Here is a 25,227-nt window from a genome sequence, read left to right on the forward strand (position 1 = left end):
GGCTTTCTTTTTTGTGTCAGCGGTGAATTTTTCTGCTAAAATCGCCGCTTCTTAATTTTCCTTCGCTTGATCAATATCAAGTTAAAAACTACTCAATTTAGAGGTCAGATGTTCGACTTAATTCGTCACAAAACAGCTAGCCATAAAGCCGACTTGCTTTCTGGTTTTACAGTTGCACTTGCTTTAGTCCCTGAAGCTGTCGCATTCGCCTTTGTTGCTGGTGTTGAACCAATGGTTGGTTTATACGCTGCATTTATCATGGGCTTAATTACCGCCATTATTGGTGGCCGTCCGGGTATGATTTCTGGTGCAACTGGCGCAATGGCCGTAGTAATGGTTGCTCTTGTTGCTCAGCATGGAGTGCAATATCTATTCGCAGCAGTTGTGCTCGCTGGCTTAATACAAGTTCTTGCAGGAGCATTTAAACTCGGTAAGTTTATTCGTATCGTTCCCTACCCTGTAATGATTGGTTTTGTGAACGGTTTAGCAATTGTGATCTTCTTAGCTCAACTAGGCCAGTTCCAAGTGCCTGATGCTAATGGTGTTATGCAATGGCTTCAAGGTGGGCAGCTTTACCTAATGTTAGGCTTAGTCGCCTTAACCATGTTTATCATTCACTTTTTACCTAAAGTGACCACTGCAATTCCGTCTTCATTAGCTGCAATCTTAACAGTGACTGCTATTGTGGTTGGCTTTAACCTAGACACTCGTACCGTTTTAGACTTCTTACGCTCAATGAGTGGTGATGATGCAGCGACGATCGCAGGTAGTTTGCCTACGTTCTCGATTCCATCAGTTCCCTTTAACATGGAAACCTTGCTGATCATTCTGCCATATTCATTCATTCTGGCAGCCGTTGGCTTAATCGAGTCATTACTTACGCTAACCGTTATTGACGAGATGACGGAAACCCGTGGTAAAGGTAATAAAGAGTGTGTTGGTCAAGGTGTTGCAAACATCACCAGTGGCTTCTTTGGTGCCATGGGTGGCTGCGCCATGATTGGTCAGTCGATGATCAACATCAACTCTGGTGGTCGTGGTCGCCTGTCAGGTATCACAGCGGCTTTAGCACTATTAGCTTTCATTCTATTTGGCGCAAGCTTTATCGAAATGATCCCACTAGCCGCTCTTGTTGGTGTGATGTTCATGGTTGTACTTGGCACTTTCGAATGGGCAAGCTTCAAAGTAATGCGCAAAGTACCAAAACACGATGCATTCGTCATTGTGTTGGTAACTACCGTTACTGTATTTACTGATTTAGCCTTTGCCGTATTTGTTGGTGTAATCGTATCTGCACTTGTGTTTGCTTGGGAACATGCAAAACACATCAATGTAAGTACAGAAACCGATGCTAACGGCTGGAAAGTATACCGCCTAAACGGTCCACTATTCTTTGGTTCAGTCTCTCATTTCTTAGAGTTATTTGATGCTAAAAATGACCCTGAAGATGTGATCATTGACTTCCAAAACTCACGAGTAGCAGATCATTCAGCACTAGATGCCATTGATACGTTGGCAGAGCGTTACATTGCAGCAGGTAAAAAACTCCATTTACGTCACTTAAGTGGTGATTGTAAGAAACTTCTTAGCAAAGCTGGCGATTTGGTTGAAGTGAATTTGATTGAAGATCCGCATTATCATGTAGCTGATAATAAGCTGGATTAATTTTACTATTGCATCTAATAAAATGAGCGCTTAATCAGCGCTCTTTTTATAAACGCGTAATTACAGTTAAGGACAACCTGTGTTTTTTCGTTTATGTCTAATTTTTTGCTTAATGTACTCGCTAGCAATGAGTAACTATAGCTTTGGTAAAGAATCCAATAATGAGGTTGATCTAGAAAGCCTTAACTCCAATATTAAAGCAATCATTAATAATACCTCAATTCCATTTAGTGGCTCTGTTGTCATACTCAAGCAAGGCAAGCCAATATTAGAACTCCAAAAAGGCAATGGAATAAGTAAAGAGTCTAAATTCGTTATTGCTTCTCTTTCAAAGCAAATTACCGCTACTTTGATATTGCAAGCGGTAGATAGAGAAAAAATTGATTTAGGCTATTCTCTTAATCGCTATCTTTATAAATCAAATTTTCCGTCCGAAAAGAAATACCATAACTCGATCACAATACATCATCTGCTTACACATACCTCTGGTGTGCAACCTTTAGGTAAACCTAATTTATTTGCCCCTGGAAGCCAATCTAAGTATTCGAATTTGGGCTATTCACTTTTGGGTAAAGTACTAGAGCAAGTCAACCGTCAACCTTTTGCCAAACAGCTATCAGCATTTACCGCTAAGAATAAACTAGACGGAATACATGCCAATATTGGCAGTATCAATAAAATTCAACAAACAGTGTCTGAACTTGCTACTGGTTTAAATGAAATCGACAAACTCACCCCTTCGAATTTGCTGATTACTGCGTCACAACTTCCTAGTGGCGGGTTAATTGCTTCAACAAGTGCATTTGCTTCTTTCCAACACTTGTTACATTCAAGAAAACTCATCAGCCCTAAAAGTTATCAATTGATGACTCAACCTCATACAAAAATCAAATTTCTGTGGCCTAACATGAGCTATGGATATGGCCTGAGAATAAATAAAGATAATAATTTGACTGAATATAGTCACACTGGATATGTTTCAGGATATATGTCGATGTCTCTCCACTATCCTGAACATGAAATAGATCTGGTTATTCTTGAAAATTTGGCTTTGAATCTCAATGATCTAGATAGAGTATTTGAAATTCATAATCAAATACGCCAAACAATCCGAAGTCATCTAATTAAAAGCAAAAATAATCTAAAGGTCATTTCATCAAAATGGCCTCAAACACTCCTTTAAATTTATCCACTTTGGGTTGAATCACCAGCTGGCAATATCTTTGATCAGGATTCTGAGCAAAATAGTCATTGTGATAATCCTCAGCAGGATAGAATTTATCGAAAATGGTAACTTCAGTTACAATCGGCTTTTCATATACTTGAGCTTTATGTAATTCTTCAATCACTTGATTAGCAATTCTAACTTGCTCATGATCATGAGCAAAAATCACACTGCGATATTGTGGACCTATATCATGCCCTTGCTGATTGAGAGTTGTGGGATCGTGGCTTTGGAAAAAGGCTTGAACCAAAGTGACAAAATTAACCTGCAGTGGATCATATTCAACATGAACGACTTCCGCATGAGACGTTTTACCTGAGCACACTGCTTTGTAATTGGCTTCAGACGCTGCACCACCACAGTAGCCAGATTGCACCTGCTTAACCCCTTTAATCAATTTAAAAACGGCTTCAGTACACCAAAAGCATCCAGCACCAAAAGTGGCATACTTAACCATGCTGGTTAGCTCTTCTTCTGTTGGTAAAAAAATCATAGAAACTGAATTAACACAGTGGCGAAGGTTTTTCGAGGTTAAATATTCGCCTTCAAATACATGACCTAAATGCCCTCCACAATCGCTACAGACTATTTCGGTTCTCATTCCGTCAGCATCTGGCACCCGAGTCACCGCACCTTGAATTTCATCATCAAACGATGGCCAACCACAAGAGGAATGAAATTTGTGCACAGAAGTATACAAAGGCGCCTGACATTTTTTGCACAAATAGACACCTTGAGCAGTATTATTAACCAGTTCGCCACTGAACGGAGGCTCAGTTCCCTTTTCTTCTATGACATATTTTTCAAAATCTGTTAGCCGCGTCATGTTTTGCTCCTATATGCCAATTTGTAATACTTAAGAAGCGTGATTAACCACACATTCTTTGCAGTATTATAGCGTTTTGAGTAGAATGCCCATCCGGGTCATCCAATATAACAATATAGATTAAAATGAAATTAGAAACTATTGATTATCTTGCTCCGGACGCAGCTGAAAAGTTCGTTGAGTCACTTCACCAAATTGGTTTTGGTGTTCTTACAAACCATCCAATCAGTCAAGACTTAGTTGAGAGCATCTATAAAGAATGGCATGCTTTTTTCTCTACAAAAGAAAAGTATAACTATCGCTTTAATGTAGACACTCAAGACGGTTTTTTTCCTCCCGAAGTGTCTGAAACAGCAAAGGGAAACGATGTTAAAGACATCAAAGAGTTTTATCATGTTTACCCTTGGGGACAAATCCCAGATTCACTTCGTGAAAACATTATGGCTTATTACGACAAAGCCAATACATTTGCAGAAGAACTTCTTGGCTGGATAGAAAAATATTCACCACCAGAAGTTGCTGAGCATTATTCTGTAGCACTTTCTGAGATGGTTCATGAAAGTACTCAAACTCTTTTACGTGTTCTTCACTACCCACCAATGAAGGGTGATGAAGAATCTGGTGCTATCCGAGCGGCAGCACATGAAGACATCAACTTAATCACTATTTTACCTGCAGCTAATGAGAAAGGCTTACAAGTCCAAGATAAAAGTGGTGATTGGTTAGACGTTCCAAGTGACTTTGGAAACATTATTATCAATATCGGTGATATGTTACAAGAAGCTTCGGGCGGTTATTTCCCATCGACTTCTCATCGAGTAATTAACCCTGAAGGCCAAGATAAGACGAAGTCACGCATCTCACTGCCACTTTTCTTGCATCCTAAGCCTGACGTTGTACTATCTGATAGATACACAGCCAATCAATACTTGATGGAAAGATTAAGAGAATTAGGCGTTATTTAACCGCCCAAAAGAGGAAGTTACGGCTTCCTCTTTTACCATTTAACAAACATATTTCATTAAAAACACTCATACTCGTATTCAATTTCCTCAATTTGCATCTATTCTTATTTACAACATAGTAACTAATAAAAATTATTCTTCATAAAGAAGACGTTATGTTGAATCTTTCTATTCCGAAACTTAGAATAAGTCATCACCTATAAGAGTCAGAGTATATGTTCTACCTTATCCAATCGAATCGTATGGAATCCCTTAGCCAGCAACTGGCAGATTTATTAAAAAAACCAACCGAAATTTCATCTGTATTGCAACCACAACAAATACTGGTACAAAGTCCTGGAATGTCGACGTGGCTTCGATTGGAGATTGCTAAGCATAACGGTATTGCAGCTGCGATTGATTTTCCACTTCCATCCAGTTTTACTTGGCAGCTATACCATAATTTATTAACTGATGTTCCCGAAGAAAACGCCTTTACCAAGCCAATGATGACTTGGAAACTAATGTCGTTACTGCCTTCTTTAATTAACAATGTTGAATTTGCGCCATTAAAAGAATACTTAGATTCACATCAAGGTCACGACGAGAGCCAATTGCAACTTAAGTATTACCAATTATGTAATCGAATAGCGGATACTTTTGACCAATACCTTGTTTATCGACCAGATTGGATTGCTGGCTGGGAACAAGGCGAACAGCCAATTGAACTTGCTGAAAACCAACAATGGCAACCGGTTTTATGGCGTGGTTTGATTGAATTTAACCAGCAGCAATTACAACAGAACCCCTATCATAGAGCCAACTTACATCAGGCTCTATTGCAAGCGATTGAAAACCCTGCAACACAACTGACTGATATTCCGTCGCAGTTATTCGTGTTTGGGATTTCATCCATGCCTCCCCAGCTACTTGAAATATTACACAAATTAGCTCAGCGCATTGATGTCTTTATGTTTAACTTGAGCCCTTGCCAACATTATTGGGGAGATATTGTCGATCCCAAGCTCAGAGCTAAAATGGCAATCCAATTTGAAAACAAACAGTTGCTACCTGAGCAATGGGAAGAAAACTTACAAGTCGGTAATCCATTATTGGCCAACAACGGCAAAATGGGGCGTGAACTGTTGGATCTTGTCCTTGAATTGCCAGAAGATAATGTAGAACTTGGTTTTGAACATTACCAAGACCCTTTGAATCAACAACAACCAAGCCTACTCCATGAGTTACAACACGATATTCTAGAGATGGAAACGCTTGGCGAGCCATTGGGTCCTGATTCAGATATCTATAGCCAGCCCCACAAGCGTCGAACATTACTTGAAAGTGATAACTCACTACAGCTCAGTAGTTGTCACAGTCCTTTAAGGGAAGTAGAAACTTTACATGACCACTTATTATCACTATTAGAAGCAAATCCTAAGCTGCAACCTAAAGATATTGTGATTATGCTGCCTGATGTAGCCTCCTATGCGCCATACATAGATGCCGTTTTTTCAGCAAAACATGGTAATCACTATATCCCTTATGCGATTGCCGATCGAGGTGCCGCCCAAGAATCCCCCTTAGTAAGCAGCTTTTTAAATCTGCTTACCTTAAATCTAAGCCGTTTTTCACTATCTGAAATAACCAGTATTCTTGAAGTGTCAGCTGTAATGCGCCGCTTTAATATTAATGATGATGAGCTTGTAATCATAAAACATTGGCTTATTGAAGCTGGGGTTCGTTGGGGAAGAAATAAAGACAGCCGCCACGAATTTAATGTACCGTCATTTGAGCAAAACTCATGGGCTTTCGGTCTCAAGCGATTAATTCTGGGTTATTCATTAAGTGATGATGCGGACTTATATCAAGGCTGTCTTAAAACAGAAGGTGTTGAAGGCATGTCAGCCCAAGCCTTGGGGAAATTACTTAACTTTATAGAGGCTATAGATACTTGGCACTACACACTTAATCAACAAGTGAATGCTGAGCAACGTATTGAGCAGCTTGAAGCTTTGGTTGAGTCTTTCTATCTCATCGATAATGACGAGCGCTCTCAGCTTCAAGATATTCGCGATGCCATTAGCAAGTTAAAACAAGAATTGTCACAAGCTCAATTTTCTGAAGAATTGACGCCATTAACCTTATCTTCTTGGTTTAATAGTGAGCTAAACCAAAGCAGAGTTGGACAACGCTATCTTGCGGGGAACGTTAACTTTTGTACTCTAATGCCGATGCGTTCCATTCCGTTTAAAGTAGTTTGCTTACTGGGAATGAACGATGGAGTCTACCCAAGAAACCAATACCCAATTAGTTTCGACCTTATGTCGCATTTTGCTCCACGTAAAGGCGATCGTTCGCGTCGGTTAGATGATAGGTATCTATTTTTAGAAGCACTGCTTTCAGCAAGACAACACTTATATATTAGTTTCGTAGGACTGAGTGAAAGAGATAACTCCGAACGTATTCCATCAATGTTAGTGTCTGATTTACTCGATTACTGTCAGCTTTGTTACCAATTACCAGATGGTGGAAATGAGATCACTTCTCGATTAATCACTCAACAACCTTTACAAGCGTTTGATGCCGCTTTGTATGATGATGAAGCTCCAAATCTGCAAAGTTATGACAAACAATGGTGTCCTCCTAACGATAAGCAACCTCAAGCAGCCTTTATCAATAAAGCTCTGACTTCTGAAGATGATAAAACTCCAGATGTATTGGAGCTATCGTCTTTAATTCGTTTTTTCCGAAATCCGGCTCAATTCTTTTTCAATCGCACTTTAAATTTAGATTTAGGGTTACAAATTGAACAAGATGAAAACGACGAACCTTTTATGTTAAATGCCCTTGAGCGCTATCAAATTCAAAGCTTGCTTTTAAATCACACCGTAGAAACTAAAGCTGAATATATAGATGATGCTCAGATTGAACACTTTAAAGCAAATGGACAATTACCTGTCGCCCCTTTTGATGATTTACTTATAAAGCAATATCAAAGTGATATCAGCGCTACAGCAGGTCGAGCCATTTATTTGAAAGGTGATGGGCAAAACATCAGTTCTGAAATCAAGCTTGAGTTCCCACAACTACTTTCTGGGATCACCTTAGTGGGTCGAGTCGATGATATTAGCGGCAAAGGGCTCATTAATCTGCGCCCGGGGAAATCCCACGGCAGAGACTTGCTCAGAGTTTATCTACGTCACCTTGCCATAAACGCAATGGGGGTTCATAAGCCAAGCTTTCTCATCGATGTAAGCCATTTTCATACCTTTGAGCCTATTGAAGCCAGCCAAGCTCACGACACGTTAGCAAAATTAATTGAACTGTATTTCTCTGGCTTAGAGAAACCTTTGTTATTCCCTCCCAAAACAGCTATGGCTTATGTTTCTACCGATGATGAACATGATGAAAAAATGGCGGAAGCAGAAAAAGCTTGGTCTGGCGAATTTGGAGAAGGTGAAGATCCGCATTATCAAAGACTGTTTACTTTTCCCGATGATTTTGACGATACCTTTATTCAGCTTAGTAAAACCGTGTTTGATCCACTAATCGATATCTACTACACAGATAAGTTAGATGGATTACAACCTTATGTAGAAAGCCATTCAAAGGGAGATAAGTGATATGCAACAAGCACAAAAGCTAAACCCTCACACCCTCCCTTTACAAGGAAGACGATTAATTGAAGCCAGTGCAGGTACTGGTAAAACCTACACGATTTCAGGCTTATATCTCAGATTATTACTTGGTCATGGCAACGTACAACCACTGACTTGCGAACAGATCTTAGTTGTAACTTTTACTAATGCAGCTACACAAGAACTTAGAGACCGTATACGCAATCGAATTCGCCTTGCCTATCACGCTTTCTTAGGGCTTGACTGCGATGATGAGTTTATAAACACCCTTTATGCTGAAACAGATCCCAGTGAACACAAGATAAGTTTGAGACGATTAGATCTGGCATTAAAGTCGATGGATGAAGCCTCAATTTTCACCATTCATGGCTTTTGTCAGCGTGTTCTCACCGACATGGCTTTTGAATCTGCCCTTCTGTTTGAAAGTGAATTTACCTTGGATGACTCTGATTATTTACATCATGCCGTCCGTGATTATTGGCGCCACGCCTGTTATCCATTAGATCCAACTTTAGCTCAAATTATTGCTAAAGAGTTCAAAGAACCCGATCAACTACTTAAACAACTCAGACCTTTGCTGAGTAGCGTTAACTGTCAGCCTTTATCTGATCCCGGAAGTTTTAACGAGATCACCAATCAGCTCAACCAAAAACTGATCACCTATAAACAGAATTGGAATTTACAATCTGCAGCAACTCTCAAATTGTTAATGACACTGCCACTCAACGGAACTCGCTTTGGTAAAAAGGCTGACGATTTCCCTAAGCTGCAAGCCATGTTTGAAAACATCAGTCATTGGGCCAAGCATGGTAACGGTTTACCACCAGCTGGTGATATGGAAAAAATTAAACTTTCCGATTTACGACTGAACAAAGGCGGTCAAGCTCCAACTGATTCAGAAGCACCACTTCTGGCTGAAGTTGATTCGATTTTAGATTTAATACAAAACATCAAGCCTGCATTTTTGCATCAAGCATTACAGGATATTCGCAGCCGTTTTGCCAAACAAAAGCAACAAAAAAATGTTTTAACGCCAGACGATCTGCTTTCTTCGCTTTCAAATGCTATTACTGCCAACTCAGACACTTTGCCACAAGCAATAAAAGAGCGATTTCCTATTGCCTTAATTGATGAGTTTCAGGATACCGATCCACTGCAATTTCAAATATTTTCGTCTATTTATCCAGAATCAGATAATTCGGGCTTATTGATGATCGGTGATCCTAAACAAGCCATTTATGCTTTCCGTGGCGCCGATATTTTCACCTATATCAGTGCCCGAAATCAGACACAAGATCACTATTCGCTGGCAACCAATTATAGGTCTGCTGCACACATGGTTAATGGTGTTAACCAATTATTCAGCAATAATACTGACCCTTTTATCAGTAAGGCTATTCCATTTGAGCTTGTTGATACCCCTGACTCAGCAAAAAACAAAATCGTTCACGTTGATGGCGACTCTAAAGCACTTCAAATTCGATTATTACCTGAAAATAATGAAAAAGGGCTTAACAAAGAAACGGCTCGAAAGCATTTAGCCAATGATGCCGCAGCAGAAATAGTGAGACTCCTCAATAAAAAAGCATTGCTTGGCGATAAACCACTTCAAGCCAAAAATATTGCGATACTGGTCAGAGACAGAAATGAAGCAGCCGTGATCAAACAAGCCTTAACGGATAGAGGTGTTGGTGCGGTATTTTTAAGTCGCGACAGTGTATTTGACAGTTTAGAGGCCAGAGAATTAGCCATCATCTTACGCAGCCTGCAGGCACCAAAAGACGAAAGACTACTGCGAAATGCGCTTGCAACCCACCTTTTAGGCTACAGTGCCGAGCAAATTCATCAATTCAATCATGATGAAAACCACAGACAAAACTTGTTGGAACTATTTTATGACGTTCAACAAGCTTGGTTAAAGCGTGGAATTATGCCTGCACTAATGCAACTGGCGCAGCACACTCAGCTTATACAGCGCTTACTACTTATCAAAGGTGGAGAGCGAAAACTAACCGACTTCCGCCATTTGTGCGAATTGTTACAACAAAAAGCTACAGAATTAGACGGAAGCAGTGCTTTAGTGGCTTGGTTTGAACAGCACTTGCTTAATCACTCTGAAGGCGAAGAACAACAACTAAGACTAGAAAGCGAACAAAACCTAGTTCAAATCGTTACTATCCATAAAAGTAAAGGGCTTGAATACCCCATTTGCTTTATTCCTTTTATTAGTTTGGCTCGTCTAAATCGTAAACCTAGCCCCATGGTGTATCACAACAATCAGCAGCTAGTATGGGACATTGAACAAACTGACGATGGTTGGGACAAACAACGACAAGAAACTCTCGCTGAAGATTTACGCCTACTTTATGTCGCCTTAACTCGACCTGTATATCGCTGTTATCTAAGTATTGCGAATCATTGCAAGGTAACAAAATCTAAAGGAATAACCAGCCAGTTATGTGAAACCGCCATAGGTTATTTGCTCAATATTAGAGAAGCAAAGTGCGACTTTGCATTAATCGAACAGCAGGCTAATAAATTAACCAGTGATGCAATCAGTGTAAGCAAAATCGAACCAACAAACACTAACAAAGAAGAAGTACATACTGACTCAGACACAAGCAAGGCATATAGCGCCAAGTCACTTAATCGTACTGTCCTTACTCCTTGGAAGGTAGGCAGTTACTCAGGTTTAGTAAAACATGCTCCCCATGAGCAGCTATACCCGGGTGCTGATGACGAAGGTACTGATACCACCGAAGGCTTTACCAGTACGCCAGTTAAACTTGAGGTTATCAGTCCAATGACCAAATTGGACCGATTTAATTTCGAAAAAGGAGCGAACGCAGGTAGTTTTTTACATAATGTGCTTGAAGACATTGATTTCACTAATGCAAAGCCAGACCTAGAAGAACACTTACCTGTTTTAATGGAACGGTACGGAATCGAGAAACATTGGCAAGAGCCTCTAATGGAATGGTTTTTAGATCTGCTAGGTGCACCGATGAACCAAGAGGGTTTGTCCCTCTATAAAATTCCAAATCATAAGCGATTGGTTGAAATGGAGTTTTACCTACCTATTACCAAGCTGAAAGCGACCCAACTTAACAAAGCATTACAGGATTTTGGTTACAGCGATAGACTTGCTTTTGATGATTTGAAAGGCATGTTAAAAGGGTTTGTTGATTTAATTTTTGAATTCGAAGGAAAATTTTATATTGCCGATTATAAGTCTAACCATTTAGGCGATGACTTCGTTTGCTATGAAATCCGTCAAATGTATCAAGCCATGACAGATCATCGCTACGATTTACAGTTCATTTTATATACCGTTGCGCTTCATCGTTATTTAAAACAAAGACTGCCTAATTATCAATACGAGACTCACATGGGTGGAAGTTACTATCTATTTTTAAGGGGCATGTCAGCCAATGAGCCAAGCAAAGGCGTGTATTACGACCTGCCACCTCTTGCATTAATTGAACGCTTGGACAACTTGTTTTCAGGAAACGACTTCATCAATCAAGAGGCGCAGTCATGATTTATAACAACAAGCCTATGCCAGAATTACTCAAATATTGGGAGTTGCAGGGTCACCTCACGCCACTTGACCGCCATTTCGCTATCGAAATGGCCAAAATGCATCAATGTGGAGAGCCGCTGTATCTCTTTATTTGTGCCTATTTGAGTAAACAACTTTCTAATCAACATGGTTGCGTGGTGTTAGACCAAATCAACCAAGTGAACCCAATGTTCGAGTCTCCTAGATTGTGTAGCTTAAATTTTGAGATTGAAGATTTTAAAGCCGCATTATTAAGCTTTCCGGGGATCAGCCAATACCAAAAAGGACAACCCTGTATCACGCCAATTATTTTGGATGGCAATCGCTTATATCTTCAAAAATATCATCAATTTGAAATTACCGTTGCTTCAACATTAAATCGCTTAGCCGCTAATCCAATTGAGGTAGACTTAGCTAGCTTATCTAAGCAATTATCTTTGGTGTTTCCTCACACTCATGACATTGATTGGCAAAAAATTGCGGCAGCGACAGCCTTAACTAGACAGCTTGCGGTAATAACAGGTGGCCCCGGCACAGGCAAAACGACTACTGTCACCAAGATGTTGTTTTTATTACAGCTTAATCAAGAGCTTAATATCAAATTGGTGGCACCGACGGGCAAAGCTGCTGCTCGCTTAACTGAATCAATCAAAGCCTCGAAAGCAAGATTAGCTTCAGATTTAGAGCAACATAAAGATCAAATCAACCTAAGCGCCATTGATAAAATCCCAGAAGAAGCTTCAACCATTCATAGATTATTAGGTGTTGTGCCTAACTCTCATCGTTACCGACATAATAAAGATAATCCATTACGATTAGACTTATTAATCGTCGATGAAGCGTCAATGGTGGATCTGCCGATGATGGATAAGCTGTTATCCGCATTACCGGAAAATGCACGTCTAATTTTATTAGGAGATCAAGATCAACTGGCTTCTGTAGAAGCTGGAGCCGTGCTCGCGGATATTTGTCATGGTATTAAGCTAAACGGTGAGTCAGGTAATACATGGAAAATGCGTTACTCGCAAAATCAACTACAGTTGTTATCTGACCTCACCAATACAGATTTAAGGGAATTTTTAGATACCGATAGTCACTTTGGTGATAGCTTGTGTATGCTCCAGTACAGCCATAGATTTGCAGGAGAAGCAGGCATTGGTCAATTAGCGAACGCTGTCAATAATGGTGATATTGGTAATGTGCTTAATGTGTGGCAGCAAGGGTATAATGAAATAAGTTGGTTAGGGCATGGGGAAATATCAGCCAACCTACAACAAAATATCGGCTTGGTGACTTTGCTTAATCAATCAGAAAAGCATTACCGCCCTTATCTACAACTGATTAAAAACCTACAAGAAAGTTATAAATCAGGTATCAACAAGGGTGATGAAGCGGCAATAGAAGTGATCAATAAGTTTAATGATTATCGCATACTCTGCCCTATGAGGTCTGGCGATTACGGTGTCGACGGCATCAACCAACAAATGGCTGATCTATTAAATAAACATCATCATATAAACGTTAACCAAGAATTTTATTTAGGCAGACCCATCATCATACAATCTAATGATTACAACTTAGGCTTGTTTAACGGTGACATAGGGATAGTCCTTCAAGACAGTGAGCAACCTGATAGGTTAATGGCTCACTTTATAAAGGCTGACGGTAGTATTTTAAAAGTGCTTCCAGCTCGACTACCTACCCATGAAACTTGCTATGCCATGACAGTACATAAAAGCCAAGGTAGCGAATTTGATCGAGTCGCCATGGTGATGCCGCCACAACCGACACAATCACAATGGCAACTATTAACCAAAGAACTTCTTTATACTGCAATCACTCGTGCCAAAAGCCATTTTGTCTGTTTAGGTTCGAGAAACACCTTTGAACACTGTGTGAATCATGCAACTGAAAGAGCATCGGGTTTGGCTGATCGACTCTGGATAAACAACTAAAAAATTAAAGCGTTACAAATAATGACACAAGAAAAATTCGATAGCATCTATCAAAGAGCCGCTGAACGTAAAGGCGGTGAACAACAATTAGAATTATTATTATCTAAGCCACTAACTCAAGAAGAAGTGATCAACATTTCTGATAGTGAATGGCTGGCTCACTTCACGATGAAAGTGTTTCAATGTGGTATTTCATGGCAAGTAGTACGCAACAAATGGCAAGGATTTGAAGAAGTATTTTTCAACTTTGACCCAGAACTCTTACTCATGCTCTCAGATGAGCAATGGGAAGGAAAAGCCAGAAACCCTAAGATCATTCGTCATCTAACCAAAGTTATGTCAATTCCAGCCAATGCTCAAATGTTGGTTGATGCCAGTTATGAGCATGGCACCTTCAGTAATATGGTTGCCAATTGGCCAAAAGATAATATTACTGGGCTATGGGAACATTTAAAAAAGAATGGCAAACGATTAGGCGGTAATACCGGCCCTTACGCCCTAAGGCAATGTGGGGTTGATACTTTCATCTTATCTTCAGATGTAGAAGCCTACTTACGCAATACTAAAATAATAGACTCAGGTAGAAACACCAAGCGCGCATTAAAAGCAGCCGATATCGCATTTGCAAAGTGGCAACAAGAATCTGGACGAAGCCTAACTGAAATAAGTCAAATCATTGCATTTAGCTTTGGTGAAAATCGTTTTTAAATTTTTCATGTGAACTTGCTGAGTTAATTTTACTCATACTACAAGTAATTAGAATTAAATGGACTTTCAATGAAAAACATAACATTAACACTCATCTTTCTTGCCAGTATCCAGCTATTAGGCTGCAGCTCAAAGACAGTGTTTCCAGCACAATCTTGTAGAGCAGCACCTGAGCCCGATAAAGATGGTAACACTCCCGTCGATATCCGATCTTCACACGCAAAAGCCCATGGTTGCTCTGAATTTGATGCTGCTATAAATACTGCTGTAGCAATTGCAAGCGTCATATCTCAAAAAAATTCAAGTTGCAAACAAAAATCAGGTAAAAATCGACAAGAATGTGAGCAGCAAGTTAGAGCTATTAGTAACGCTATTAAAAAACATACGAAAAAATAACGCTCCTTTCTCAATCAATCGCTATAAATCTTTAAGAATGCTCTTGTTATTGAACACCTATAATGTCTATGATTAGAGCATTAATTAAGAAGTAAAAAGGACAGGCATGTCGTTAATAAATGTAGTATTACTTTGCGGCGGTGGTAGTGATGAACACGACATATCACTGATCTCTGCTGGATACATTCAGTCTTGCTTATCATCACAAGAGTCCATCAACTTAGTTCGTATTGAATTAACTAAAAGCGGCCAATATATTGGCGAAAATGCTAAAAGATATCAAATTAACCAAGATGGTTATTTAGTGGAATGTGGCTCTACAAATTCTGATTTTAAAATTGATTTTGTGATCCCTTGCTTTCATGGATTCCCCGGAGAAACAGGTGATATTCAGTCTATGTTATCCCTGTTAAAGCTGCCTTTTTTAGGTTCAGGAGCTGAAGCCAGCATACAATGCTTTAATAAAATAACGGCTAAACAATGGTTCACAGCTTTAGGTATTCCGAACACGTCATACTTGTTCTTATCTGAAAATAACCCTCAAAGTGTTGATCGAGTGAAATCAGCCTTTAAAGATTGGGGCTCGGTATTTATTAAAGCCGCTTCTCAAGGTTCTTCTGTGGGTTGTTTTCAAGTTGATAATATTGATGATGTGGAAGCAACCATAGCACAAGCTTTTTCATACTCACCTTTCGTTCTTGTTGAAAAGACCATAAAAGCAAGAGAACTAGAAGTTGCTGTTTATGAATATAATGATGAAATCATAGCCACCCTACCCGGCGAAATCATTACGGACTCTGAGCATTTCTACGATTTCAATGAAAAGTATGCTAAAGACAGCAAAGCTACCACTGAAATTGTTGCCAACATTCCAGCAGAACTAGCAGAAAAAATTCGTCAATATGCGATTAAAGCATTTAAAGGCATGAAACTGAGTCACTTAGCCAGAATTGATTTCTTTTTATCTGATGAAAATGAAATTTTACTCAATGAGATAAACACCTTCCCCGGTATGACTCCAATTTCGATGTTTCCTAAAATGTTGCAAAACCACGGTGATGACTTTACTGAGTTTTTAGTAGGAATCATTAAAAAGGAAGGAAGAAAGTAACCGCATATAACTATACAAGGTTATCTTCAAGTAAATTGGAGGTAACCATTCAAGACAAATATTGTTTAAACCTTCTTTTATCAGTCAAATGTACAGCCTAAATACAGTAACAGCTAAGTAGAGTAGAACTTCAAAGTATAAAACATATGGTTGTTTATTATGAGTGCACCTTTACTTTCCCCTGCTATCGATACTGCTTCTAAAACAGGATTTAATTCATGGGAATTAAGTGATGAACAATACACAGTTAAAGAATGTGCAATCAAAAACTGTGGTCTCGTGTATAGAGGAGATGATCGCTCTTATAATGAAATTTTTAAAAATGGATTTAAAATAAGACAACTTCCAGCAGATAACCATTTCTCTCTAACACTCCGTAAAATGTGTCAGTCTGATACAATTTCTCAAATCCACTGCGAAGCTCAAGCTAGCACCACTGTGTCAGCGAGTCAAAATGCTGCCGCAGCCTCCTTTTTTCCAAATTGGAAAGAGCCAACAAATGTATATGCATTTAGAGCCCTTAGAGCTGTTCCTCTATATGAGACTATAAAAGAATTTGATGAAACAGATTTTATAACTAGCCATGAAGTATCAGCATTAACAGTTGCTTCAGATGAAGTTTCTCCTGAAAATATCTTAGGTTATTGGAGCGTCACAAAAGAAATCCATGACAGTAAAAACACTCAAACTTATCAAGCTTTATTCTCTGCATTTCATCAAAATTTATTGGCAACTCCAACTCCCGAGGAACAAAAAGCCTTTAGTCAAATTTCGGAAAATAAGGTATCTGTAAGCTTTGATAAAACTAAAAATAATATATCTTGGAAGTGGCTTTAAAAGTCGAACTTCCATTAACTATTAGTGCTCTTAATATATTCTCGTCATTAATTATAATTTACTCTTATTGCTAATCTCTCGCTTGTTGACAAGACTTAACTTTATGATTTTTAAGCTTAGATAAACGAAGAGAGAATCCATGGCTGCAGCTTCAAATACACAGTTAAACTTAGATACCCTTGATTGGAATAAAGAGCATCAACAAGAGTTGGTTAGCAAAGGAGCAACTACTCTTACCTGCCAATCAACAGACGGAAAAAAGCATACTTTTCAGATCTCGGGTAAGGCATCCAATGGTGAAGGTATTCAAGTAGTAGAAAAAGTGGGCTCTTGGCATGCTTCAAAGCCGTCACAAAATGAAAACTGCTCTGTTGTATTACGCCAAGTATTAATTAACATAGATGACAAAGATAGCAAAGAATTATTCACTCTTAAAAAACAAACATTTAAGTCCAATGAGCAAGAATTATATACCATCATAAGAGATTCAAGCCATAATATAGCTGCTAGGCTAACGAAGGAATTTTTCACAATCCCTGAGCAGTCAAAGAGTGAGCTTAGCGATCTTTCCGCTTATAAATCATTTTTGTCAAGTGAGCAAGCTGTATCTATCGCCCTAACTGATCCGCAAAAGATGATCCTTATTATACAGCAATTGCCAAAACATCTTCATGGCACTGCTTATGATAGAATTTGTGCCAATATTTCCAGTGATAGATTTATAACAGCTTTTAATCAATTAAAGAGTGAAATTCAACTCAAAAGTCTGATTCAACTAATGGGAAAAAAAGCAGTAAGGTATATACTATTCAATAAAGGCTCATTAGACCCTTTACTAGAAGCAAATACTCCAGCTCAAGCAGCCGTTTTGTGGCGCTTCCTAAAATATATACCTGATCAAGCAGATGAGAAGTTGGTACAATCCTTATTTTATGCTGCTGTATCAGGTATGGAGACTACAAACCCCCTTCAAAATTCACATAAAGAATTCTCAACAGCAGTATGGGCTGCGATAAAAAATGATCCGTTTTTGGACTCATATATAGAAACATTACTTAAGACTGACTTACATAAAGGCTGCGCTCTTATTAAAGCACTAGCGGAACAAGAAATGGGAGTAGTTGACTGCTCAACCCTAGTAAAAGTACTAAACCAAGTTGTAGAAATAATTACCGAGTCTGAATTGACAAAATCAGAGAAAGACGCCAAACAAAGTGCATGGTACCCGCTAACTTCTGCTAAAAAACTGTTAATTGAAAGACAAAATAAAGCTAAAAAAGAACTCAAACAATGTATGCAAGCATTAGATGCTGCTCAATCAAGTGCTAGGCCTATAACAACAGGAATATTCATATATAGGTCTGAAGCATCGCCAGCTCAAATTCAAGATGTAGTAAAAGGCATTAAACGCCCACACCCATTGGAAATGATAGCTGAGGTTTTACCACTGCTTACACAAAAGCAATTAGTCGACCCTTCTGGCTTAATTAATTTTTTAATCCCTTATCTTGTGGATTTCACAACAAGAAATATGGCGAGTCTTATATTATCGACTCTAGTTAACTCTTCATCAGGCCAAATGCAACAGCAAATAATAACGTTATTATTCGTGCACACGCTTGCACACCCTGCAATGGAACCACATGTAAAAGTTTTGGTTCTCAACTTTATCGCCTCTCATGGGTCACCCGACATTACAACTGATGAACTAAAAGATGTGCTCAAAAATCCCCAAAAAGTTGAACATACGGTGATATCAGCTGCTTATCAGTGCTTACCACAGGAGCATAAAGCGTTAACTGGCAGATTTATCACTCAAAAAATGCTTGAAATTCATCATGGCATGCTAGAGAAAATGTTGCCTCAAAACGAACCCATTCTGGTCATTGGTTTTAGTAGAAAGAAAGATTTTACATCTCAACTTGCTGAAATGGAAGGCAGTTTAGCTGGCATGTTGATGGCAAAACAGGATCAATTGCAACGACTAGATCTAATGATGAGACGTGTCTACTTGCCTAAGCGATGCCTCACATCTAAGCAAGTTTTTGCAGGGCTACAGCAAGCAATGATGAATACTGACGACTCACAGCATAAACAGGTATTAACAAATACAGTAAAGCTTATCTTATACATAGAATCATTAAACGTTGAAACAGGTGCTACATTTATTGAGTGCTGTGCGATGATGCCAGACAAAGCAAAAAAAGCCATACTAGCGTTAGAAGAGGAAAGTACCGGATTAAGCTCAAAACAAAAATTACCTTTGCTAGAAACATTATCAAATGAAGAAGTCCTATCATTGTTCGCTCGGTCAGGTCGTTACCAGCCGTTACAGAGCTTACTCGAACAATATGCACCAAAATTAAAACAAACTTATCAACAAGCAAGCCATGCTGAAGCAGAGGCTAAAATACAAGCAACTGATGCTGAAGAAGAGGCTAAATTACAAGCAAACTATGCTGAAGCAAAGGCTAAAATACAAGCCAGTCATGCTGAGGCAACGGCCAAATTACAAGCAACTCATGCTGAAGCAGCGGCTAAAATACAAGCAAGTGATGCTGAAGAAAAGGCTAAAATACAAGCAAGACATGCTGAAACAAAGGCAAATATACAAGCACACGTGTCTGCTCTCATCCAAACAGCACCAAAGCAAATGACAGGGTGGGCATTAAACGAATTTTCACAAATCTTATCAGATGAAGAATTTGCCTATGCTTGTTCAGTTTTACCGGCAGAAATTTTAAGGGAGTTATTAAACTACCAATCCGACAAAGCCAAGGTATTTTATAAACTTGTTGGAATTGCTCACATGCGCTCTGAAATAGCAAGAGAATATATGAACAACGAGCTCATGTATGAATACTTTTCGACAACGAAATCTACATATAGGGCAGAAGTAGCACAAGCACTAACTCTTGAACAAAAACAAAGTTATTTAGATTACCTAAAACTGGAGCATCCAGAATCATACTTAGAACATGTTGTAAAGCTACTCATGCCTATTACAAGAGAAGACAGATCGCAATTTTTACTTAAGAGCTTCCCTGAGCAAGCTGAAAAGCTACAACAAGAGATAATTAAGGCTGGAATAAAGGCAATCGCTAACGGTAAGGCAACCGTAAATAGGGGCACCCTCTTAGTCAGTATGCTCGATGAAACTCACCGCCCACAATTATTAGAGAAATTACCACTGGAAATACGTCAAAAAGTCGAAAAAACGTTAAATTAAATCTTTAGTTAGATGTTTGAATTTATTTAATCTCGAATGCTACTAGCTGCTGGTGTTGAAGCATAAAACATAGCAGCTTTTAGTGCTTGTTTAGTTGTGTTACTGATGCAATCTATCTTCATGAAATTTCATTCATCTCACTTGTTTTATTTTTGGTTAAAAAAGTATCATTGTATAAAATTATTTATTTGGAAGTCCCCTATGTCCATTCAAGAAAAGCCATTAGGTGTAATAATTGATTTTGATGCACACTCTGAACTCGTTCAAAATCAACAGCAGCATGTTGAATCAAGGGGGAGTAGAGTTAGGTTCCCAAATAGTTTTTACTTAACCAAAGACGATGGCTCAATGAGTCAGTCTAGATATTTTGTTTGCCAAGATAATGAGCGCCACGTCGTATTGTGTGGCCCTGAAGTAATACTAAAATTCTTAACGACCGATAGACCTGTTACTATTTTTCAAAGGCTCAAGTTTAAAGTGGCCGAAACTTTATTTGGCTGTAATCCATTACATGAGCGAGCGGGTAGCACTGAAGCAGAAAAAGTAATAAAAAAGGCGTTAGAACATTCAGGAGAGTCTTCTCCACACACACAGTTTTTAACAGCTATACAGCAAGGTAATTTCACCAAAGCAAATGAAATATTAAACACAAGCACTGTTGACGTTAATTACCGTGATAGAAACAATCAGACAGCATTACATCATTTAGTTTTATGCATCAATGATCAGGTGAGAGGCGCGCAAGAATTATTAACAACACTTTTAGAGGCAGGAGCAGACGCTACCGCTGAAGATATAAGCGGAAACACACCATTGGACATGGTATCTAACGTTTCTGCAGCTAAAACCCTCATCGCTTATGCTGTTGCTCAAGAGCTCAAACAAGCCAAACCAAACTTGAATAGAAAATTTAATGATGAAAATACATACCTTCATTTTGCAGCGGCGTTTGGTGCTATAGATGTGGTTAAAATAATCCTAAACCACACTGTCGTTTCTATACCTAGAAATCATGTTAACGTCACACCATTTATGCAAGCAGTACAAAATAAGCAGCATAATGTTGTTCAACTATTTTTACGTCGAGAAAATAAAGATAGACAGCTGCAAGCACAAACTATGCATGTAGGGGACACGCCATTGCATTTCGCCTACCAAAATAAAGATACTGATATGATCAGGTTATTAGAACAACATGGTGCGAATACTGAAATAAAAAATAAAGCTGGAGAACTCCCTCATGAAGTTGGGCAAAAGTGGAATCGAACAGCTAAAGCGGCCAATAGTAGACATCCATTAATTCGTTTTTTCTTAGTGAAGAATCCAAACTCAAGACCAGTACCTGTTAGTACTAAATATCATATGCTTAATGTAAGGCAACTCTTGACTACTTTTTAGGAGCGGTAAACTGTCTGGATTAGATGGAAGCCAAACTTGGTCTTAACAGGTCCATGAATTTCTAATACAGGCTTTTTAAATACGACATTATCAAAGGCTTTAACCATTTGACCAGGGCTAAATTCACCTAGATCGCCTCCGCGCTTTTTTGACGGACATAACGAATACCTTTTGGCTAGCTTGCCAAAATAAGCGCCTTTAGCGAGTTCTTTTTTTATTTTTTCAGCTTCTTCTTTGGTTTTCACCAAAATATGCCTTGCGCAAGCTCTTGCCATTTTTCGTCTCTCACTTACTTTTTATCAACTAACCGTATTTAACCTGAGTTCTGTATAAAGAAATCAGTACTGTTTTCTTTTTATAGATAAAATATAAATTCAATCTACAGCACAGCTACTTATGCAGAGCTCAGGTTATTTACTCAGCCACTCTTTTTAATTTGGCTAAATAAAAACCATCAAAGCCTGTATTGGCAGGCGTAATATTTTCATCTTCAATAAAACTAAAGTGTGGATTATTAGCTAAAAACTTATCCACCTGCTGGCGGTTTTCCTCTGGCATGATGGAGCAAGTCGCATATACGAGTATTCCACCCACTTTCACCATACGACTATAACTTTGTAAAATATCTTCTTGCAGTTTTACCAAGACCGGCAAACGCTCAGAAGTATCACGCCATTTTGAATCTGGATTGCGTTTTAGCACGCCCAAACCAGAACAAGGAACGTCTAACAACACTCTATCAGCAGTTAATTTCAACCGTTTTATGGTTTTTGAGCTAGCAATAATACGAGTTTCGACATTATGAGCCCCTGCTCGCTTAGCTCTGTCTTTTAACGCGTCAAGTTTCCACTGCTCAACATCCATGGCAAGTAAGCGCCCTTTACCTTGCATTTGTCCAGCCAAATGCAGTGTTTTACCACCAGCACCAGCACAGGCGTCAACCACTCTCATCCCCGGCTTTGCATCAACGGCAGCAGCAACAAGCTGTGAACCAGCATCTTGCTGTTCAAATAACCCAGCTTTAAAGGCTTTACTCTTAAATAACGGAGAATTTGAGGTTACTACAAGCGCACTATCAACACCGTTAACCAGCTGCGTTTCAATGCCTTCTTTGCTCAATGACTTTTTAAGTTCATCACGAGTCGTTTTTAATTGGTTTGCACGTAGGTAACGTTTCGCAGGTTGTAATAGTGCTTTGCGCTCAGCCTGCCACGCTTTGCCCAATTGCTCTGAGCCAATTTTTTCTAACCACTCTGGACAACCATCCCACAACACTTCATCTTGTTTAGCTTTGGTCAACAAATGTTGATATTCAGAACGTTTAAATTGACTTGCCTTAGGTAACTTACCAAAGTTCAATCCATTAAACTCGTGCCAAACGACAACCAGAAGTTCAGCGTTTTTAGCTGCATCTTGAAGTTGAATATTGGCAAGGTAGCAGTAAAGGTTTAAGCGACGCATCAAATCACCCACTACTTGAGTGATCCTTGCTTGCTCTTCTGGCTTAAGTTTTATCTCAGAAAAGCTAATGGAGTAGCCTCTATCCAGTGGCTTACCTTGCTCAAGAACCAATTTAAGCACGTTAACTACGAGCTGAGAAGATTTAACATTTAATGAGGTTTTGAGCATGATCACTACAGCCAAACTGAGAATTATAGAGAGGTGCGGATCATAGGGAGTTTACCCCTAAAAATCCAGTACTCTATAGCTAGTAGCTAGCTTTTTTTGTCCCCTTTTTCTGTTTTTCTTAATTGAACTTTAGAAAAGTCAATATCTGTAACTCCAGCTTTTTTCCAGCCCTTGGCCTCTTTTTTCTCGCTATCAGTTCTTTCTCGCTTAGGTATAGTCCTACCATCAGCGTCTGATACTCTGATCTCAATGCCATGACCATTATCGGCGCTAGGGCCTCCATGTCCAAAGCTAAGTGCAGTAGTTGGGTGTTTAGCATCGTTAATCATCGTAAAAGTTCTGGGCCCTAACAGGGCATCTTCTCCATATTTATCATCTAGGGACGTTGGTGATGATCTTCGGCTGCTAGGCGTTTCAGTTCCATTTTTTTCAGCATCAGCTAAACTGTTAAAACTTGCACTTGAAGCAAGAGAGGGGGGTCTAGAGGTACTAAAAGGAATCAAATGAGTTTTTTGCTCAGGAGGGCTTGCTAAAGCTTTAAGAAATTCAGCTTGCAAATTTTTAGACTTATCTGTTTTCTTGTACTTGTAGTCGAGTAAACTTTTTTTATTTCGTGCCTTGGGTACTTGTTCCAAAAATTCATACTGCTTGTTCCGAGAGCCAACAAAAGTTACTTGAAAAGTGCCACCAGAACCAACATAAACTATTTCTGAACCACTTTTCTGTTTAGGAACTTTAGCTTGTAGCTCTTGGCATTGTTCGGCTGATATTGAAAACTTCTTTGTTTCTTGGTTAAAATCAAGTAACACAGTTAAACTTGGAGACCTTACCGCCATATTTTCATTAACCCTATTTAAATTAACAACTTAAGATAAAGCATTTCATCACATAGCAACTCAAAATCTAAAGATTTAATTAGAATTAAATAGTATAAAATGGTTATAAAAAAGGCTGATGACAAACAGCCTTTTTTACTATCAAAATTGTTAAAACCCTTTAACCCCTTTCATATCAGGCAAATGATGAGCTATACCTTTATGGCAATCAATACAGGTTTTTTCACCACTGGCAAGTGCTGTTGAGTGAGCCCTAGCTGCTCTAGGGGACTGTCTTGTAAAATCCATATAGTTGAAGTTATGGCAATTTCGACACTCTAGTGAATCATTGGCTTTTAATCTTTCCCATTCATGTTCAGCCAACTCCCTTCGGTGAGCTTCAAATTTTTCTCTGGTATTGATAGTCCCAAAAATCTTGCCCCATACTTCTTTTGAAGCCTGCATTTTGCGGGCAATCTTGTTCGTCCACTTATGAGGAACATGACAATCTGGGCAAGTCGCCCTCACCCCGCTTCGATTAGTAAAGTGAATGGTCGTTTTTAGTTCTTGATAGACGTTATCTCGCATTTCATGGCAACTAATGCAAAACTTCTCTGTATTGGTTGCTTCAAGTGCAGTATTAAATCCCCCCCAAAAAATGATGCCAGCTACGAAGCCACCTAAGGTTAGAAAGCCCAAACTGTAATGAACACTTGGTTTACATAAAATCCGCCAAGCCTTCTTAAGTATTTCAATCATGCTGCCTCCTAATGATGATTCTTACTGGCTTTATTAGCTACAGCTTCAACTAATTTATCAGCATCAACGAATGTGTTTTTCACCAGTGGAGTCGAGTTTTCTTGAGATACATGACATTGAGTACAAAAATATCGACGCGGAGATACTTGAGCTAAAAAATGATTATCACGAGTTAAATAATGGGATATACCAATCATTGGTGCTTTAGATTCATGTACACGGCTGCGGTCATGGCAACTTAAACACTGATTTACTTTTCTATTAATTTGATATTTATGAGCTTGGTGAGGAATAATTGGCGCTTGAGATGGGTAATTACGTGCTAACTTACCATGATGCTCTTTCTCATTGCTTAAAGGTGGAGGAGTAGGTTCAGTGTTTAATGGAGCATGACGCAATGTTGCAAAATGGTCTTCATTAATCGTTTTCTCTATTCCTGCACCTACAGCGATAAATGCTGCTCCTGTTAATGTCAGCAATGTCACAATTTTAACAAAGGACTTATTGAATGTTTTCATGACCTTGCT

At 39.0% G+C, this 25,227-nt stretch carries 18 protein-coding genes; 12 read left to right on the forward strand and 6 right to left on the reverse strand.

The window, feature by feature from the left end; genetic code table 11:
- Nucleotides 1-108: 108 nt before the first annotated feature.
- Nucleotides 109-1,665 carry a SulP family inorganic anion transporter gene (locus AC1EU0_RS10135; RefSeq protein WP_480302276.1) on the forward strand — a complete coding sequence of 519 codons (1,557 nt, stop codon included), beginning with the start codon at nucleotides 109-111 and terminating at the stop codon, nucleotides 1,663-1,665.
- A 127-nt stretch (nucleotides 1,666-1,792) separates the two neighbouring features.
- On the forward strand, nucleotides 1,793-2,848 hold the full coding sequence (locus AC1EU0_RS10140) for a serine hydrolase domain-containing protein (protein WP_480302277.1): 1,056 nt from the start codon (nucleotides 1,793-1,795) through the stop codon (nucleotides 2,846-2,848).
- Here AC1EU0_RS10140 and AC1EU0_RS10145 read toward each other — a convergent pair.
- Entirely contained in the window at nucleotides 2,814-3,716 is a 903-nt protein-coding gene (locus tag AC1EU0_RS10145) for a bifunctional methionine sulfoxide reductase B/A protein (protein ID WP_480302278.1), read from the reverse strand. The two genes, AC1EU0_RS10140 and AC1EU0_RS10145, sit on opposite strands and share 35 nt — an antisense overlap.
- A gap of 125 nt (nucleotides 3,717-3,841) precedes the next feature.
- Here AC1EU0_RS10145 and AC1EU0_RS10150 point away from each other — a divergent pair, with 125 nt between their 5' ends.
- The 10 genes from AC1EU0_RS10150 to AC1EU0_RS10195 all read left to right on the forward strand — a co-directional run bounded on the left by AC1EU0_RS10150 (nucleotide 3,842) and on the right by AC1EU0_RS10195 (nucleotide 21,497).
- Entirely contained in the window at nucleotides 3,842-4,681 is an 840-nt protein-coding gene (locus AC1EU0_RS10150) for an isopenicillin N synthase family dioxygenase (protein WP_480302279.1), read from the forward strand.
- 215 nt (nucleotides 4,682-4,896) lie between these two features.
- Nucleotides 4,897-8,286, forward strand: a complete 3,390-nt coding sequence (recC, locus tag AC1EU0_RS10155; protein WP_480302280.1) for an exodeoxyribonuclease V subunit gamma — start codon at nucleotides 4,897-4,899, stop codon at nucleotides 8,284-8,286.
- A gap of 1 nt (nucleotide 8,287) precedes the next feature.
- Nucleotides 8,288-11,842 carry an exodeoxyribonuclease V subunit beta gene (recB, locus tag AC1EU0_RS10160; protein ID WP_480302281.1) on the forward strand — a complete coding sequence of 1,185 codons (3,555 nt, stop codon included), beginning with the start codon at nucleotides 8,288-8,290 and terminating at the stop codon, nucleotides 11,840-11,842.
- Nucleotides 11,839-13,818 (forward strand): exodeoxyribonuclease V subunit alpha, encoded by a 1,980-nt coding sequence (recD, locus tag AC1EU0_RS10165; RefSeq protein ID WP_480302282.1) that lies wholly within the window; start codon nucleotides 11,839-11,841, stop codon nucleotides 13,816-13,818. Before recB ends, recD begins: the two co-directional genes overlap by 4 nt.
- 21 nt (nucleotides 13,819-13,839) lie before the next feature.
- Nucleotides 13,840-14,526 carry a DNA-3-methyladenine glycosylase I gene (locus tag AC1EU0_RS10170; RefSeq protein ID WP_480302283.1) on the forward strand — a complete coding sequence of 229 codons (687 nt, stop codon included), beginning with the start codon at nucleotides 13,840-13,842 and terminating at the stop codon, nucleotides 14,524-14,526.
- Between the two features lie 69 nt (nucleotides 14,527-14,595).
- Nucleotides 14,596-14,922: a hypothetical protein gene (locus AC1EU0_RS10175; RefSeq protein WP_480302284.1), complete on the forward strand. Its 327-nt coding sequence runs from the start codon at nucleotides 14,596-14,598 to the stop codon at nucleotides 14,920-14,922.
- Between the two features lie 106 nt (nucleotides 14,923-15,028).
- Complete coding sequence (locus AC1EU0_RS10180) at nucleotides 15,029-16,033, forward strand: D-alanine--D-alanine ligase (protein WP_480302285.1); 1,005 nt, start codon at nucleotides 15,029-15,031, stop codon at nucleotides 16,031-16,033.
- Nucleotides 16,034-16,192: 159 nt separating this feature from the next.
- Nucleotides 16,193-16,870 (forward strand): hypothetical protein, encoded by a 678-nt coding sequence (locus tag AC1EU0_RS10185; protein ID WP_480302286.1) that lies wholly within the window; start codon nucleotides 16,193-16,195, stop codon nucleotides 16,868-16,870.
- Nucleotides 16,871-17,009: 139 nt separating this feature from the next.
- Nucleotides 17,010-20,099, forward strand: a complete 3,090-nt coding sequence (locus AC1EU0_RS10190; protein WP_480302287.1) for a hypothetical protein — start codon at nucleotides 17,010-17,012, stop codon at nucleotides 20,097-20,099.
- 201 nt (nucleotides 20,100-20,300) lie between these two features.
- Nucleotides 20,301-21,497 carry an ankyrin repeat domain-containing protein gene (locus AC1EU0_RS10195; RefSeq protein WP_480302288.1) on the forward strand — a complete coding sequence of 399 codons (1,197 nt, stop codon included), beginning with the start codon at nucleotides 20,301-20,303 and terminating at the stop codon, nucleotides 21,495-21,497.
- Here AC1EU0_RS10195 and AC1EU0_RS10200 read toward each other — a convergent pair.
- The 5 genes from AC1EU0_RS10200 to AC1EU0_RS10220 form a co-directional block, all read right to left on the reverse strand.
- A complete protein-coding gene (locus AC1EU0_RS10200; RefSeq protein WP_480302289.1) occupies nucleotides 21,494-21,772 on the reverse strand; it encodes a peptidylprolyl isomerase in 279 nt (92 codons plus the stop codon). The two genes, AC1EU0_RS10195 and AC1EU0_RS10200, sit on opposite strands and share 4 nt — an antisense overlap.
- Before the next feature lie 139 nt (nucleotides 21,773-21,911).
- The gene (locus AC1EU0_RS10205) at nucleotides 21,912-23,126 is read right to left on the reverse strand and encodes an RsmB/NOP family class I SAM-dependent RNA methyltransferase (RefSeq protein ID WP_480302290.1); all 1,215 of its coding nucleotides are present in this window, start codon (nucleotides 23,124-23,126) and stop codon (nucleotides 21,912-21,914) included.
- 86 nt (nucleotides 23,127-23,212) lie between these two features.
- Nucleotides 23,213-23,962, reverse strand: a complete 750-nt coding sequence (locus tag AC1EU0_RS10210) for a hypothetical protein (protein WP_480302291.1) — start codon at nucleotides 23,960-23,962, stop codon at nucleotides 23,213-23,215.
- A 150-nt stretch (nucleotides 23,963-24,112) separates the two neighbouring features.
- Nucleotides 24,113-24,700 carry a cytochrome c3 family protein gene (locus AC1EU0_RS10215; RefSeq protein WP_480302292.1) on the reverse strand — a complete coding sequence of 196 codons (588 nt, stop codon included), beginning with the start codon at nucleotides 24,698-24,700 and terminating at the stop codon, nucleotides 24,113-24,115.
- Between the two features lie 8 nt (nucleotides 24,701-24,708).
- The gene (locus AC1EU0_RS10220) at nucleotides 24,709-25,218 is read right to left on the reverse strand and encodes a nitrate reductase cytochrome c-type subunit (protein WP_480302293.1); all 510 of its coding nucleotides are present in this window, start codon (nucleotides 25,216-25,218) and stop codon (nucleotides 24,709-24,711) included.
- Nucleotides 25,219-25,227 lie beyond the last annotated feature (9 nt).

The sequence above is a fragment of the Parashewanella sp. 2210YD4-3 genome, from assembly GCF_056591735.1.